At 60.6% G+C, this 13,659-nt stretch carries 12 protein-coding genes; 3 read left to right on the forward strand and 9 right to left on the reverse strand.

All coding sequences use genetic code 11. The features are described from left to right. Window positions 1–36: 36 nt before the first annotated feature. Together ACSSVY_RS10825 and ACSSVY_RS10830 are read right to left on the reverse strand one after the other, a co-directional pair. On the reverse strand, window positions 37–684 hold the full coding sequence (locus tag ACSSVY_RS10825; protein WP_454269565.1) for a sterol desaturase family protein: 648 nt from the start codon (window positions 682–684) through the stop codon (window positions 37–39). Between the two features lie 26 nt (window positions 685–710). Continuing rightward, the gene (locus ACSSVY_RS10830) at window positions 711–1,640 is read right to left on the reverse strand and encodes a lysophospholipid acyltransferase family protein (protein WP_454269566.1); all 930 of its coding nucleotides are present in this window, start codon (window positions 1,638–1,640) and stop codon (window positions 711–713) included. Window positions 1,641–1,917: 277 nt separating this feature from the next. On the opposite strand from ACSSVY_RS10830, the gene ACSSVY_RS10835 reads away from it, so the two are divergent. Both ACSSVY_RS10835 and ACSSVY_RS10840 read left to right on the forward strand, forming a co-directional pair. Continuing rightward, window positions 1,918–3,069 (forward strand): N-acetyltransferase family protein, encoded by a 1,152-nt coding sequence (locus ACSSVY_RS10835; RefSeq protein ID WP_454269567.1) that lies wholly within the window; start codon window positions 1,918–1,920, stop codon window positions 3,067–3,069. Window positions 3,070–3,117: 48 nt separating this feature from the next. Next, entirely contained in the window at window positions 3,118–3,942 is an 825-nt protein-coding gene (locus tag ACSSVY_RS10840) for a nucleotidyltransferase family protein (RefSeq protein WP_454269568.1), read from the forward strand. Window positions 3,943–4,058: 116 nt separating this feature from the next. Here ACSSVY_RS10840 and ACSSVY_RS10845 read toward each other — a convergent pair whose 3' ends face one another. After that, window positions 4,059–4,988 (reverse strand): sulfotransferase domain-containing protein, encoded by a 930-nt coding sequence (locus tag ACSSVY_RS10845; protein ID WP_454269569.1) that lies wholly within the window; start codon window positions 4,986–4,988, stop codon window positions 4,059–4,061. Between the two features lie 150 nt (window positions 4,989–5,138). On the opposite strand from ACSSVY_RS10845, the gene ACSSVY_RS10850 reads away from it, so the two are divergent. Continuing rightward, window positions 5,139–6,236 (forward strand): mitochondrial fission ELM1 family protein, encoded by a 1,098-nt coding sequence (locus tag ACSSVY_RS10850; protein ID WP_454269570.1) that lies wholly within the window; start codon window positions 5,139–5,141, stop codon window positions 6,234–6,236. A gap of 33 nt (window positions 6,237–6,269) precedes the next feature. Here the strand turns inward: ACSSVY_RS10850 and ACSSVY_RS10855 are convergent, their stop codons facing one another. The 6 genes from ACSSVY_RS10855 to ACSSVY_RS10880 all read right to left on the reverse strand — a co-directional run bounded on the left by ACSSVY_RS10855 (window position 6,270) and on the right by ACSSVY_RS10880 (window position 13,638). Next, entirely contained in the window at window positions 6,270–7,220 is a 951-nt protein-coding gene (locus ACSSVY_RS10855) for a hypothetical protein (RefSeq protein WP_454269571.1), read from the reverse strand. Between the two features lie 190 nt (window positions 7,221–7,410). Next, window positions 7,411–8,367 carry a hypothetical protein gene (locus ACSSVY_RS10860; protein ID WP_454269572.1) on the reverse strand — a complete coding sequence of 319 codons (957 nt, stop codon included), beginning with the start codon at window positions 8,365–8,367 and terminating at the stop codon, window positions 7,411–7,413. A gap of 75 nt (window positions 8,368–8,442) precedes the next feature. Then, a complete protein-coding gene (locus ACSSVY_RS10865) occupies window positions 8,443–9,441 on the reverse strand; it encodes a diacylglycerol/lipid kinase family protein (RefSeq protein ID WP_454269573.1) in 999 nt (332 codons plus the stop codon). 1 nt (window position 9,442) lies between these two features. Continuing rightward, entirely contained in the window at window positions 9,443–10,591 is a 1,149-nt protein-coding gene (locus tag ACSSVY_RS10870; protein WP_454269574.1) for a mitochondrial fission ELM1 family protein, read from the reverse strand. Continuing rightward, a complete protein-coding gene (locus ACSSVY_RS10875; protein WP_454269575.1) occupies window positions 10,588–11,571 on the reverse strand; it encodes a sulfotransferase domain-containing protein in 984 nt (327 codons plus the stop codon). The genes ACSSVY_RS10870 and ACSSVY_RS10875 overlap by 4 nt, the downstream gene beginning before the upstream one ends. A 93-nt stretch (window positions 11,572–11,664) precedes the next feature. Next, the gene (locus tag ACSSVY_RS10880; protein ID WP_454269576.1) at window positions 11,665–13,638 is read right to left on the reverse strand and encodes an acyltransferase family protein; all 1,974 of its coding nucleotides are present in this window, start codon (window positions 13,636–13,638) and stop codon (window positions 11,665–11,667) included. Window positions 13,639–13,659 lie beyond the last annotated feature (21 nt).

Raw genomic sequence — 13,659 nt, forward strand, 5'->3', positions numbered from 1 at the left:
CCGATCCCGGACTATCGGCGCGGATTTCGCTTGTGCCTAGTTCCGTTCGGTGCGTTCCGGCTTGGTCGGATAGGTGCGAAAGATCATATCCCAGAGCGGCGAGCTGACCCCATAGCGCCCGGCATCATCCGAAAAATGGTGCCGCATGTGGTAATGCTTGAGGAATTTCAGCGCCGGGTGCCGCATTGGGAAATGATGCGTGGCATAGTGGATATAGTCATAGACCAGATAGCCGATGATAAAGAACCCGGTGAACGGCTCGGCCCAAGGGTAGGGCAGGATCATGTAGAACATGAGGTAGAGAACCGCGATGATCGGCAGCGCGCCCGCAGGCGGCATCAAAAGGCGCGTCTTGTCCTGCGGCGTATCGTGATGCACGCCGTGAAAGAGATAGAGGAACCGGCGCCCCATATCGGTCTTGGCCTCAAAATGGAACAGATAGCGATGCAGCAGATATTCGGCCAGCGTCCACGTCACGAGCCCGGCAATGCCAATCACCACCATGCCGCTGAGCCCAATTCCATGCACGCTGACTGCGCGCACCAAAAGCCAGACCGCGAGCGGTCCCCAGACAAGCAGGGGAACGATTGGATGGACGTGGCTCAACTTTTCAAGAATCGGGTTCTCGAACAGCCGCACCGACTCATCGACACGATGAGTCCGACTGGGTTGGTGATTTAACATGGGGGCACTCCTGATATGCGCCGACTTTATACGTCTCTATATATGTCGGTTTTTGTCCGAAGAACAGAAGACGGCCAGATTTTGCTCGTGCAAAGCCATTCTCCGGGCTTTGCAGTTATCCACTGCTCGAACTTTTCGTTGATCTGACGAGCGAGGTCAACAGCCTGATTGTCGCGGTCAAGGGTCGGGTCACTGGGGTATAGGGGGGGATGAAACCGCACGCGAAACCGCGCGCCCGGCAACCGTTCGGCCTGAACCGGCACCAGAGGCACGCCAAAGCGCAAAGCAAGCTTCGCCGGCAGAAGCGATGTATCTCGTTCCTCGCCAAAGAACGGTATTGGTTTTCCCCCGTCAACGCGCCGATCCGTGAGCATTATCGGCGAGCGGCCCTCTTTCAGTGCATCAATGAAGGCCCGCAGCCCCTCGTCCCGCGATACCAATTCACAGCCCAACGCCTTGCGATAGCTCAGCATCATGCGGTCCAGCCACGGATTGGAGAGCGGCGCATACATGGCGCAGGGGCGCATATCCAAACGTGCAATCGCAGTCGCCATGACCTCCCAATTGGCCAAATGCGCGGAGACAAAAACGGCGGGTTGGTCAGGCAGCGCATAGGCGGGAATTTGCTCAAGCACCTCCACCTCGATGCGATTCCGCCGGGGGTCGCTGATCTTGTGCAGATTGGGATACTCCGCCAGCACGGCACCCGCATTCGCCCAGACCTCATTGGCAATCTTTTCGATCTCTGCCGACGACTTGTCTGGCAACGCAATAGTCAGGTTTGCACGCACATCCAGATTGCGCCGATTGAGGATCCTGCCAAAGATCAGGCCAAGCCTTGCGCCAATGGCAGATGCCCAAGCCACTGGAATCGCTCTGAATAGCCCCATGATAGCGGATACAACGACAAGGTCGATGAACCACAGCGTGTTCCGAGCGACAATATTATTGAACACCTTGTCACGATACGCATTTGCAAGAATGAATTTGGCCAATGAGACTCGACTTCTTGTTATTCAGTGTGGATACTTATGATGTTATTTGAGGCTAGGTGCCGGAATTGCAAGCAGTTTCCAAGGATCGTCCAGTCGCTTTGCCTCTGGGGACATGGATGACTGTGCAACGCAGGTTCTGGTTGTGTCCCTTGTGGTGCGTGGACAGCCTCACGATATCTGGTATCAGCCATCCGCGCGCATCAGCGACGGGGCCCCGTCACGGCGAGAAAGGCACTTCATGTCAGTAGCATCCTCCGATCGCGGTCAAATCCGCTTGGTCGAGGCCAAGAACGGTCAAACGGTACGGGACTTTCTGCATCTACCCGAACGTATCTACGCAGATGATCCGGCATGGATTGCGCCGCTGATCTTTGAACAAAAGCAACGCGTTTTTGAAAACAAACCCCTCTTTGCCCATTGCAAGGTTGCCTGCTGGGTGGCGTATCGCGACGGCGCGCCAGTTGGACGGATCACCGCACAGCTTGACCAACTTCAGCCCGAAGAGGTTGGTGGCGGCAAGATCGGCTATTTCGGAATGCTCGAGGCGATTGATGACGCGGCGGTCTTTGATGCGCTCTTTGAGACTGCGCAAACCTGGCTGCGCGGGCAGGGAGCCTCCTTTCTGCGCGGCCCTTATAATTTGTCGATCAACGAAGACCTCGGCCTTCTGGTCGAAAATTTCGACGATCCACCCTTTGTGATGATGGGACATGCGCGGCCCTATTACAAAGCCCGGATCGAGGATCAGGGGTTCAGAGCGATCAAGGATCTTCTGACGTACAAGGTACGCCCTGATTTCGTGGCTCCCGAGGTCATGACAAAACTGGCCACGCGCGCCAGCCGCACCGTGACGATCCGCCCCCTCAACAGCAAAGCGAAGGCGGCGGACTACGAAGCGATGCGTGACATCTTCAACGATGCATGGTCGGACAATTGGGGATTCGTGCCCTTCACCAAAGAGGAATTCGCCGAGACAGCCAAGGTTCTCTCCTTCCTGCTGTCCGACGATTACATCCAGTTCGCCGAAATCGACGGGCGCCCGGTGGCCTTTATCACCGCCTTTCCAAATCTCAACGAGCTGATCGGTGATCTGCGTGGCAGGCTCCTGCCGTTTGGCTGGGCAAAACTCCTGTGGCGGCTCAAGGTGCGCGGCCCCAAGAGCGCGCGCGTCGCGCTGATGGGCGTGCGCAAGGAATACCAGAACGCGCGCCTCGGGCCGACGTTGGCCTTTCTGGTGATTGACGCCGTGCGCAAGGCAATGCAGCAACGAAACGTCACATCGGTCGAGATGGGCTGGATACTCGAGGATAATCATGGCATGCGACACATCATCGAGGCGATCGGCAGCACGATCTACAAGCGGTATCGCGTGTACCAGAAACCGCTGTAGACGGTCCGAGAACCGAACAAGACATCAAGTCGCTGAGAAAGTAAGACCGTGAAAGATTTTGCTTCCGTAATCCTTGCGGGCGAACGAGCAGACCGTGACGCCCTGCGTGACGAAACGGGCGTGGCCTGCAAGGCGCTGCTCGACATCGACGGAACCCCTATGATCCGGCGCGTGATCAACGCGCTCGAGGCGTCAACCCACGTCGCCTCGATCCATCTCAGCGGCCCGACCGAGGCCTGTGTCCAGAGTGATGCCGGGCTGGCCGGTCTCATTGAACGACGCGAGGTGGACTGGACGGCCTCCGGGGCTTCACCCAGCACCAGCGCCCACCAGATGCTCGGCCGCTTTCCCGGCGATCAACCGGTCTTGATCACCACCGCGGACCATCCCTTGCTAACCGATGAAATCGTCGATCACTTCTGCCGCGACAGTGCGACAAGCGGCTGCGATGTGGTGATCGGTCTGGCCCCCTATGATCTGGTGCGCGAGACCTATCCGGACCTGAAAAAGACCGTTCTGCGCTTTCGTGACGGTGGCTATTGCGGTTGCAATCTCTTCGCCTTCATGACCGAAGACGGGCGCCGCGTGGCCGACTTTTGGAAACAGGTAGAGCAGGAGCGCAAGAAGCCGCTTGTGGTGATCCGCCTCCTCGGTCTCTGGGCGCTGCTGCGCTACCGAATGGGCTGGCTCAGCCTTGACCGGGCGCTCGCTGGACTGTCCCGCCGGGTCGGGGTGCGCATCGGCGTCGTGATCCTGCCCTATGCCCATGCCTCGGTGGACGTCGATTCCGTGTCCGACTACGTTCTGGTGCAGCGCTACAGTCAGGAAGCCTCGGCGAAACATTCCGACGAGAGAACCGAGACCAAAGAGTGAGACGGGCCGGTTGCTGACATTTGCCGCAATGTCCAAAGCGCGGAGTCAAGGCGCGGCGCCCGTCCGCCCCGCCGTTCGGGCACCGCATGGCTCATCGCTTGGGACCAACGTCCCCGTCAGCCCGCGTTATACCCGAACACCGGATCAAGGACGTCTTCGACCATCGCATCCACCACCAGCAATTGCTCGGGCGTGAAATAGTCGCGATAGCCACCCACCTTGCCGCGCCGCACCTTGAAGGAGTCGGGGTTGCTTTCATCACCCGGCTTGACCCGCTGACCACTGCCACGCATGCCATCACTCGTCGCTTCGCGCTTTTTCATGTTCTCGTAGGCGGCATAGTCCTTGGCCGCTTCGAGGTCATCGGGGCTGGGATCAATCCCTGTAAAGCTAACCACTTGGCGCAACACCTCCGCCGGATCGCTGCGCAAATCCTCATAGCGCACGACCAGCACGTTATCCCCTAACTCTGGCACCGAGCGGGCCCAGACGTTGAACGCCTCGACAATGCGCGGGATGCCACAGGCAGGATTGCAGACGAAATCGAAAATCTCTACGTCCGTGCCATGCGGCGGATAGGCGTTCAGCACCTTTTTACGGGGCAGCATGCGATACCGCCACTGGAAATATTGCGACACCGCCACATCCCGCGGATCGCGCACCAAAAGCACCAGCTTCTTGCCTTTGTAGTAATCCAGATTATCCCATTGGCCGACATAATCCCGGATATAATTGTTGTGACTGAACAGAACCTTGGGTGCGTTCGGGTTGAGCCGATGGAAATTGTCGAACTCCAGCATGTAATCGGTCTCGAGACCGAAATGCAGTTGGTAGAACCGCGACAGCATGACCCGGAACCACGTCCGCCCGCTCTTGCCCCAAGACACCAGCGCCCAATCCGCCGCTTGCAGCTTGGCAAATTCCTGTTTGCCACGCAGGCGGCGTTCCAGGGCGATCTTCTTGGCTTTGGGCAAGAAGAACAGGGCAGTGAGCGTCAGGTGACGCGATGCCACCTCCCATATCTCTCGGTAGGATGTATTGGTCATATTCAGGCAATCTAGTCAGGGATCAGGGTTTCGTGCGTTGCTCATAGAGGGTATCGCTCGGTCTTTGTATGGGTAATTTTGTCCGCAGATGCGCCAGAGGCTATTCTGTGTCATGGATCGGGCCGCATCACCCACGAGAGGAAGATGTCTTTGGATCGCAACACCGCATCTCTACAGCCTGTGGTCTGGTGTCTCTTGGGGCGCAAGGCGGGCGACAACACGCAAGTGCTGGCCCTGGCCGAGGCCTTGGGGTGGCCGTTTGAGCGCAAGACGATCCTCGCCCGGAATTGGGAACTCCTGCCACATCTTCTGCTGGGATCCACCCTGCTTGGCATCGACCGAAGCACTTCTAGCCCGCTCACTGCGCCTTGGCCGGATCTGGTGATCAGCGCCGGGCGCCGCAACGAGCCGGTGGCACGCTGGATCAAGCACCAGTCGGGCGGCAGAACGCGGCTGGTGCATATTGGTCGTCCATGGGCACCGTTGGCGTGTTACGATCTTATCGTCAGCACGCCGCAATATTTTCTGGATCCTTGCGCCAATGTTCTGATCAATCCGCTGCCCATGCACCAATTCACCCGTGCGACGGTGGACCGGGCCGCAGCAGAGGTGGCCCCGCAGTTCGCGCATCTGCCACGCCCCTTTACAGCCGTTTTGATCGGCGGCGACAGCGGCCCGTTTGTCTTTACCCCGGACAAAGGGCGACATCTGGCCAAGGGCGTGAACCGGCTGCTGCGTCAGACCGGCGGCACAGCGTTGGTGAGCGGCAGCCCCCGCACCCCCCGCGCCGTGGCCGAGGCGGTCGCCGCCACCCTCGACGTGCCCGCCCAGACCTATTGGTGGCATGACCGTGACACCAAGGTTCCCAATCCCTATGCCGCCTATCTCGGGCTCGCGGACCGTTTCGTCGTCACAGGCGAGAGCATGTCGATGCTGGCAGAGGCCGCAAGCCTCGGACGGCCCCTCTATCTCTTTGATCCCGGTGATCCACAGGGGCACTGGTGGTCGCAACCGCATAATTTCCGCCCCAAACCCCTCAGCCATGCGCTTGCGATGCGCTTGGCCCCCTTGCGGATGCGCCGCGACATCTCGCGCATTCAGGCGGCTCTGGTCCGGGACGGGCAGGCGCGGTGGCTTGCCGATGCTCCCGACCTGATCGCTCAGGGCGAGACATGGACAAAGAAAATGCGCTCCGACCTTTCGGACGGAGCGCAGGATGCGGCGGTTAGAATTCGCGCGCTTTTCTAATAGGCGCAGCCCGAAGCCGCGCCAGACTTTTGCTCAGGCCGCCTTGGCCAGATCACCGGTGCTCAGCGGATGCGCCGGGGCAGCGGGCAGGCTCGGCACACGCGCGATGACCTCGAGAGCGTCGTGACGCACGTGGTTGTCTTCCATTTCCTTGCGCAGGAACTCTTCCGTCAACTTGCCTTGCTCGACGCATTCCTTGACCAGACCCCAAAAGAAGTTCTCCTGGTTCTTGTCGGGATGCACTTTGTAATTGCCCATCAGGCCGTATTCCCCGAAAATCTTGCGACGCAGGCGCAAAATCCAGGCGGCTGGCGGGAACAGACGGAACCGCTCAGCGGGGCGCCAATCCACCGGAAGGCCGGTCTTCCACGGCTGCGTCTTGCGGCGTGTGGTATGCAGCATCTTGGTGTCAGTGGTGAATTTGTCGAAATCGTTCCACTCATTCTCGATGAATTCCAGCGTCGTGGGGTCTTCGTTGCGCAGACCGATCCAACGGGAATAATCGTGGTCGCCGTCAAACATCGCGTTGAACTGCTCTTCGACTTTCCAATGCTTCAGTTTTGCACAATCCAGCAGCATCACCGAGCTGGCATAGGCCTTGTCGATGAGACCCTTGGTGCCCGAACGCATGCGCGCCATCACGGCCTTGCCGTTCATGTCGCGGCTCAGCAACTCCCAGATATCGGCACAGGCAAAGACATCGGGGTCGATGACCACGGCGCGGCCTTCATAGCCCATCAACTCGGGCGGCATAAAGCGGGTCGGCGTAAAGGACTGAAGATCCTCATTCAGCCAGACACGCTTGACGCCGTCGCGCATATACTCCTGACCTTCGCGGGCCATGAAGAACGGGTAGTCACGGCTGTTGACGATATGCACGTCAAACTTGTCGTTGTTGGTGGAATAGCGGCGTAGCGCGTGTTCTGCGACAATCGCGCCGACGATTTGCTTGTGGTTCGTCTGAATGAATACTGCGTGTTTCATGATAGGGGATCCGCAACCTCGGTTTTTTGTTCTGTGCGGCTCTATACATGACTTTTTCCAGAGACGCCATGTCCAGAAACACAATTAAAATTGTCATGTATTGATCTGGATCATGGTTTGACCCTCTGGACCGACACCTTTGAAACATAGCTCGCGTCAATACGCGGGATTTTGCTCATAATTGGCAGGTCTAGCGAAACACACCCCGCCGATAGAGCTGGCGCATGAATCCCCAGATATGGATCAACGGCCTGCGCCGGACCTTGTCGGGGATCTCGACCACCTGCCCGGAATGGCGCGAGAGCTTCCAGGCCAGATAATCCAGCCCGCCCTCAAAGGTGAAAAGCCCCTTGATCAACCGCGCGACCGACAGCGCCTTGCCCTGCACCCGGCGCACCGCCCAGAGGAATGGGGCCAGACGGCGCGCCCGCACCGATGCGTGGCTCTGATAGATCAGACGGCCGCCCCGGTCCTCGACCTGTAACACGTCCGCCAATCGCGGCTCCAACGCCAGCGTCATGGCCTCGAAAAAGGCGCGGCCATGTCCTGCCAGCTCCGCCGCACGCCCTTGCCGCTCCGCCCGCAATTCGGTGGCGTAGCTGAGCGCCAGAGCGCCTTGCCACAAGGTGTCCAGCGGTCCTTGCGGCGGCAGTGCCGGGATCGCCCGCCGCAAGAGGGTTTCCCCCGCGCGCAGGAACGCCGCATGCAGCCGGTGCTCTATCGCGGCCGAGCGGCACCAGACCGGTTTCACCGGCTGCGCAAACCGTCCCCAGAGGTAGGATTGAAACCAGCCGGGACCAGTGCCGCGCTCAAACTGTTCAAGGCTGAGAACGGCATATTTGCAGCGCACGGTCTCAGGGCCCAAGGGGGTCTCAAGGTAATAGACATTGGGCGGCAACAGACGCCCTCCAAGTCTTAGCCAGAGGTTCGGTTCCGACTTGGGTGTGGTCTCGACCAGCACATAGAAATCAACCAGCCCATCCAGCAGATCCGTGCTGCGCAGGCACGAGCCGTAGAGGATCACCGCCTGAAGGCCATCGCCAAACCGGGTCTCCAGCGCGACCATCAAGGCGCGCAGCGGCGCAGAGGTCTCCAGCGTCGGACCATCCGGCGTCGGGTAATCGGCGGTGGGCTGCTGGCCTGTCATGGAGCTGGCTTGATTTGCATGCGACATCTCATGTCTGGTTATACGTCCTCCGCGCGGCAGCAAACAAGCGTCGCCCTACCGAGGCCGCAAGAACCGGATTGGCCCTTCGGCGCGGATCACGAGCGGCACATCGGCCCCGGCAGTGGCGAAAAGTTCGCCATCAAGGTTCAGCTCGCCGTCAAAGCGCAATTCGATCCGCTCGCCGCGAAAGCTCTCATAGCCGTTTTCTGCCGTCACATGCCGGTTGGGATGTCCGCGCAACACCGACGGAAAGGCGCGGGCAAACCGCCGCGCACCGCCCCGGATCGCGGTCAGGCCAATGGGGGCCTGTTGCTTGGCCCAAAAAGGCCGGATGCCGAGGAAAAGCCGCCCCAGCGTGCTGGCCACAAGGATCAGCATCGGGGCTTTCTCGCGCGTGACATCCGCACCTGTCCCGCTCTGCACCGTCATCGCGACATGCGTGGGCTGATAGAACCGCGGGTCTTGGCGGATCAACCCCCAGACCGAACGGATGAGGATAATGCCAAGGCTGATCTCACCGCCCAACCCGCGCGAATGCACTTTCTTATGGGCAAACCGCGTGGCCTGCATGATCGCCCCGGTGCCCAGAAACATGCCGTGGCGGATATGGCCATCCGCCGCCCCCGTCACCCGCATGATGTGGCGCGCGCGAATGTCGCCCGTTAGCGGCGCGCCGCGATCCAGCCAGCGAAATAACCGCTTCAACGCCCGACGGTGCGACGAGGCGGTGCCAATATCCCCCGCCGTCATATTCGCGGTGCCACCGGGCAGGATGATGATCAACGGCAGGCTGTCACGCGGCCAATGCGTCAGGATCATGCCCAAGGCAGCGGCAATCGTGCCGTCGCCACCGTTGATCACCACCACATCGGGCTGTGCTGCGGCAAGGTCCGGCACAAGCGCTTCGGCCTCTTGTGGCGAGCGGGTGACGTGATGCGCGACCTGCGGATAGGCCGCCAGCCGCGCCTCGATATGCGCCTGCCATTTGCGGTTATTGCCGCTCGTTGGGTTGCTGATCATGCAAATGCGGGTCGCGCCGCTGGTCTTGCTCATGTCAGGGCCCCGACAAGAGCGGATCAATCCGCGCAAGGATGCGCGCCACGTCGCCATCCGTGGCCGAGAGCGCAGGGTGGTCGCCGATACCCGCGCTTGGCTCGCCCATCCATGAGGCCAAACCGCGATCAATCAGGATTTGATGAAACCGAGGGAAATGCCGGGTCTGCTGGAGCATCCGCACATGATAGAGCCCGCGTGCCGAGGCAAGGCGCAGGCGTTCGCCAAGCCCCGCATTGCGGCGCGCCTGAAACATCCACGCCGCCGCCCGCCTGCGCACATCATCAAGTTTGCCCAAGCGGCCATAGGGCAGGGCCACGATTTCCAGCGCTTTGCCCAGACGCGCCACCTCGACCAGCATCGAAATGCTGTCGCCGGTCACAACAAACCGATCGGCAAGGGCAAGCAGGCCGGTATAGGGGTTTTCACTGTCCGGTTGGCTCCAGTCAAAGCGCTGCACCCCGTCAGACAGGCCCGCCGTCACACGGTCCAGAAACCCCTTCGGCGTGCGGCGAGAGCCAACGATGTAGGGCGTGCCGCCCTCTGCCAGCACCTGCGCCATGCGCGCGCGCAACCGCGCCTCCATCTCGGCATTATAGATAAAGGGGCTGGTCGGCCCGCCGATAAGGAACACCACCAGAGGACGGGGCAGGGTGTCCAGCCGCGCTTGCCAGAGCTTGCGTCCGGCCTCTAGCCGCTCTTCACTGATCTTCATCAGCGGCAGATCAATCTGCATGACGTTGTCGAACGGCGCAGGCAGGGTCTCGGAACTCGTGACGATCAGATCGAACTGCGCCATCTGATGCGAGAACCAGCCCGCAGGCTTGCCCACCAGCACGATCCGCGTGCGCCCGCCCGATTGCTGCTTGATCCAGAGCGCCACATTGGCGGGGCGTCGGCCACGTGTGAGGATCAGATCGGGCCAGGGCGGCTCGATCGGATCACTCAGGCTCTGGTCGATATGATAGAGCGTCGGGCCCACGCGCGGCTTGCCGACCACAAATTGCGGCAACATCTCCAGATGCCGCAGCTCCGACACCCAGCTGCGGTCCCGCGCCAACGCCTCGGCGACAATCTCGACCTGAGCATTGTCACCACGCTTGTCCCCCAGAACCCGCCAGATCCGGGGTGGTGTCTCGGACTGACTCATCCCGCCGGTTTGCCCGCTTTGGTCGTCGCGCCATAGCGGTAAACCGGGTCCAGCCGCGCCTCGACCAGCGCGTCGATGACCGCCACCTGCGCGTCGTCGAAATAGTCGCGATAGCCGCCCACCTTGGCGCGCCGGGTCTTGTAGCTGTCGGGATTGCTCTTGTCGCCGGGGGCAACGCGCGCTCCACTGAGGCGGAAACTGCTGTCGGCCTCTTTCTTCTTCATATTCTCGAAATCTGCATAATCCACCGCCTCTTGGATTGCGGCGGCATCGGCGGGAATCTCCAGAAACTGTGCGACCTCGGTCAGCACCGTATGGGGATTGGCGCGCATATCCTCATAGCGGATGAGGCACAGCGCGCGCATTTTGTCCATTTCCCGCGCCCAGATATTCATGAAGTCGATGATCTTGGGCAGCCCACCACCCTCATGCAGCACGAATTCATAGATCGAGGTGTCATCCCCATGGGCCGGATATTCGTTGAGCAGTTTTTTTTCAGAGGGCATACGAAACTGCCACTGAAAGAACTGCGACACCGCCACATCACGCGGGTCGCGCATCATCAAGAGAACTTTCTTGTCGTAGAAATCCGCCTTGCTGTCGGTATGGCCAGTGAAATCGCCGATGTAATTGTCATGCGTAAAGAACAGCCGCGGCGCGCGTCGGTCCATGTTGTGAAAATTATCAAAGCCGATAAGGATATCCTCGGGCAGATCATAGACCTGTTGATAGAGCCGAGAGATCATCACCCGGAGCCATGTGCGCCCGCTCTTGCCAAAGGAAACGACCACGGCATCGGCGCGTTGCAGGCTGGCGAATTGCTCGCGTCCGCGCATCTGGCGCTCGGCGCGGATGCGCTCGTCTTGGCCCGCGCCTTTTATATCCATCTTGAGCTTGAGAAGGCGCCGACTGGCCTTGCGCCAGACGACCTTGCTGGCCTCGGGAAAGGAGGCGCGCAGCAGGCGGAGAGTGTCACGCATGGGCTTGGGCCTTTTCTGCCGGATTAACGCCGGGCGGTCGCAGTGTGACCGGTTTCGAGGGTCGCTTACTCATTCTACGTCCGATTTGCCATATCAAAAGCGTGACTGCGTGAGCAGGGCCTTGCCCTGCACCAGATCCGCGATGGTCGGACCGAACAGGCGTTCGCCGCAGGGGCTGAAGTGATCCACGTCCCAAAAGGTAAGGCAATCGCCCTGCAACAGCGTGTTTTGATCAAACTCGAGCGCCTCCAGCAACGAGACATAGCGATAGGCGCTCTGCCCCTCGGTCTCGGCCCTGAGCCGCACCTCCAACGCCTCAAAATGCGCCAGCGCCACCGGGTTGAAACGCAGCCTCTCGGGGCTGTAATTGCCAGGGTTGCTCAGGTCCACCCGCGCCTCGGCAAAGGGACCAAGCCAGAGCACATCAAGCCCCTTGGGCAACCGCGCCAGATAGGCCGAGGTGAGGGCAATATTCTCGTCAGCAATCCGCGCCTCGGTGCCCGGCTCAAAGGCCGCGTCACTGTCACCTTCGTTGCGGTGATCGAGGATGTAATGCGAGCCGGAGACATGAAAAACCACCTGTGCCACGGCGTCGCGATGCGCCTTCAGAAACGGAATCGCCGCCTCATAAGAGCATTTGGCCTTGTATTGATAGGGCCTGCAGCCACCGCGCGTCAGGCCCACCAGGAACGGGAACCGCTCGGTACTGCGCAGGGCGTTATAGACATTCTCGGCATGAGAATCCCCAAGGATGAAAATTCCCGGCCCATGCCGTGCGGCGCAGTCCTGCAACCGCGCGCCGAAATCCTCTTTCAGTTCTTCGTCGCGAAAACGACATCCGTCATCGGCCACGCGCGACCGGGTGGCGGTCGGGCTGAACCGCTCGTAATTGGCGCGCGTCACGGGATCGAGCCTGTTGGCAAGGTAATGCGCGCGAAACCCGTCGGTTTCCTGTCCCCAAAGGCCCAGACCGCCCAGCACGGCCATGCACACGGCCGCCGTGCCAAACAGGCGCAGGGGCGGCAGCGCGTGCATGCGCCGGAACGGTCGCTCGACATAGCGCCAACTCAGGCAGGCAAGGGCAAAGGCGAGCGCGCAGGCGACGAGCATGAGCCACAACTCCTCGCGCCCCGTCCCGATACGGGTAAAGACCAGCGCAGGCACATGCCAGAGATAGAGCGAATAGCTGACCAGACCGACAAAGACGACCGGACGCCAGCCAAGCAGGCGGCCCGACAGGCTCTGCCCTTTGGCACAGGCGATGACCAGCGCCGCGCCAACGCAGGGCAAGAGCGCCGCCAGCCCGGGAAACTTCGTCTCGGTGTCAAAGGTGAACACCGCCCAGAGAATGAGCGCCAGGCCCAAGAGCGCGCCGTGACGCCACCGGCCGCTCTCGCGCAGGGCCGCCCCCTGCGGCGTGGCCAGCCAATAGGCGATGAGAACGCCCACCATCAGCTCCCACAGACGCGCATAGAGCAGGAAAAACGCGCGCGCTTCATTGCCCCGCTCGATCTGCCATTGCGCAAGGCCAAGGCTCATCAGCGCGAGGCCGAGGAAAATGCGCATCTGCCATTTTGCTCCCGCCCGCCACGACAGCAGCACCGCCATAGGGAAAAGCAGGTAGAACTGCTCTTCGACCGACAGGCTCCAATTGTGCAAAAGCGGCTTGAATTCTGCCGCCGTCGCAAAATAACCGCTGACCTCAAGGAAATAGACATTGGCGAAGAACACGGTCGAGGCGGCGATACTGCTGGAAAACTCGGCCATTGCCGATGGGTCGAGCAGCGCCCAGGCGATCGGATAGCTGATCCCCATCATCACAAAGAGCGCCGGAAAGATACGCCGGATGCGGCGGCCATAGAACCCGGCCAACGTAAAGCTGCCCGCGGCACGCTCGCTCAGGATGATCGAGGTGATCAGATAGCCGGAGATGACAAAGAACACATCCACCCCGACGAACCCGCCGGGAAACCACGGGCTGCCCGCGTGATAGAGCACCACCGGCAGAATCGCGACCGCGCGCAGACCATCAACTTCGGGTCTGTATTTCATTGAAACACCACTCATGATCCCTGCGCGTTCCCCGGC

It is taken from the genome of Roseovarius sp. MBR-51, assembly GCF_053628575.1.

Bases quoted from the DNA above. Each gene is read 5' to 3' on its own strand.
- ACSSVY_RS10865 (WP_454269573.1), bottom strand. From the start codon at position 9,441: ATGAGCAAGACCAGCGGCGCGACCCGCATTTGCATGATCAGCAACCCA.
- ACSSVY_RS10855 (WP_454269571.1), bottom strand. From the start codon at position 7,220: ATGAAACACGCAGTATTCATTCAGACGAACCACAAGCAAATCGTCGGC.
- ACSSVY_RS10875 (WP_454269575.1), bottom strand. From the start codon at position 11,571: ATGCGTGACACTCTCCGCCTGCTGCGCGCCTCCTTTCCCGAGGCCAGC.
- ACSSVY_RS10825 (WP_454269565.1), bottom strand. From the start codon at position 684: ATGTTAAATCACCAACCCAGTCGGACTCATCGTGTCGATGAGTCGGTG.
- ACSSVY_RS10880 (WP_454269576.1), bottom strand. From the start codon at position 13,638: ATGAGTGGTGTTTCAATGAAATACAGACCCGAAGTTGATGGTCTGCGC.
- ACSSVY_RS10870 (WP_454269574.1), bottom strand. From the start codon at position 10,591: ATGAGTCAGTCCGAGACACCACCCCGGATCTGGCGGGTTCTGGGGGAC.
- ACSSVY_RS10835 (WP_454269567.1), top strand. From the start codon at position 1,918: ATGTCAGTAGCATCCTCCGATCGCGGTCAAATCCGCTTGGTCGAGGCC.
- ACSSVY_RS10860 (WP_454269572.1), bottom strand. From the start codon at position 8,367: ATGACAGGCCAGCAGCCCACCGCCGATTACCCGACGCCGGATGGTCCG.
- ACSSVY_RS10845 (WP_454269569.1), bottom strand. From the start codon at position 4,988: ATGACCAATACATCCTACCGAGAGATATGGGAGGTGGCATCGCGTCAC.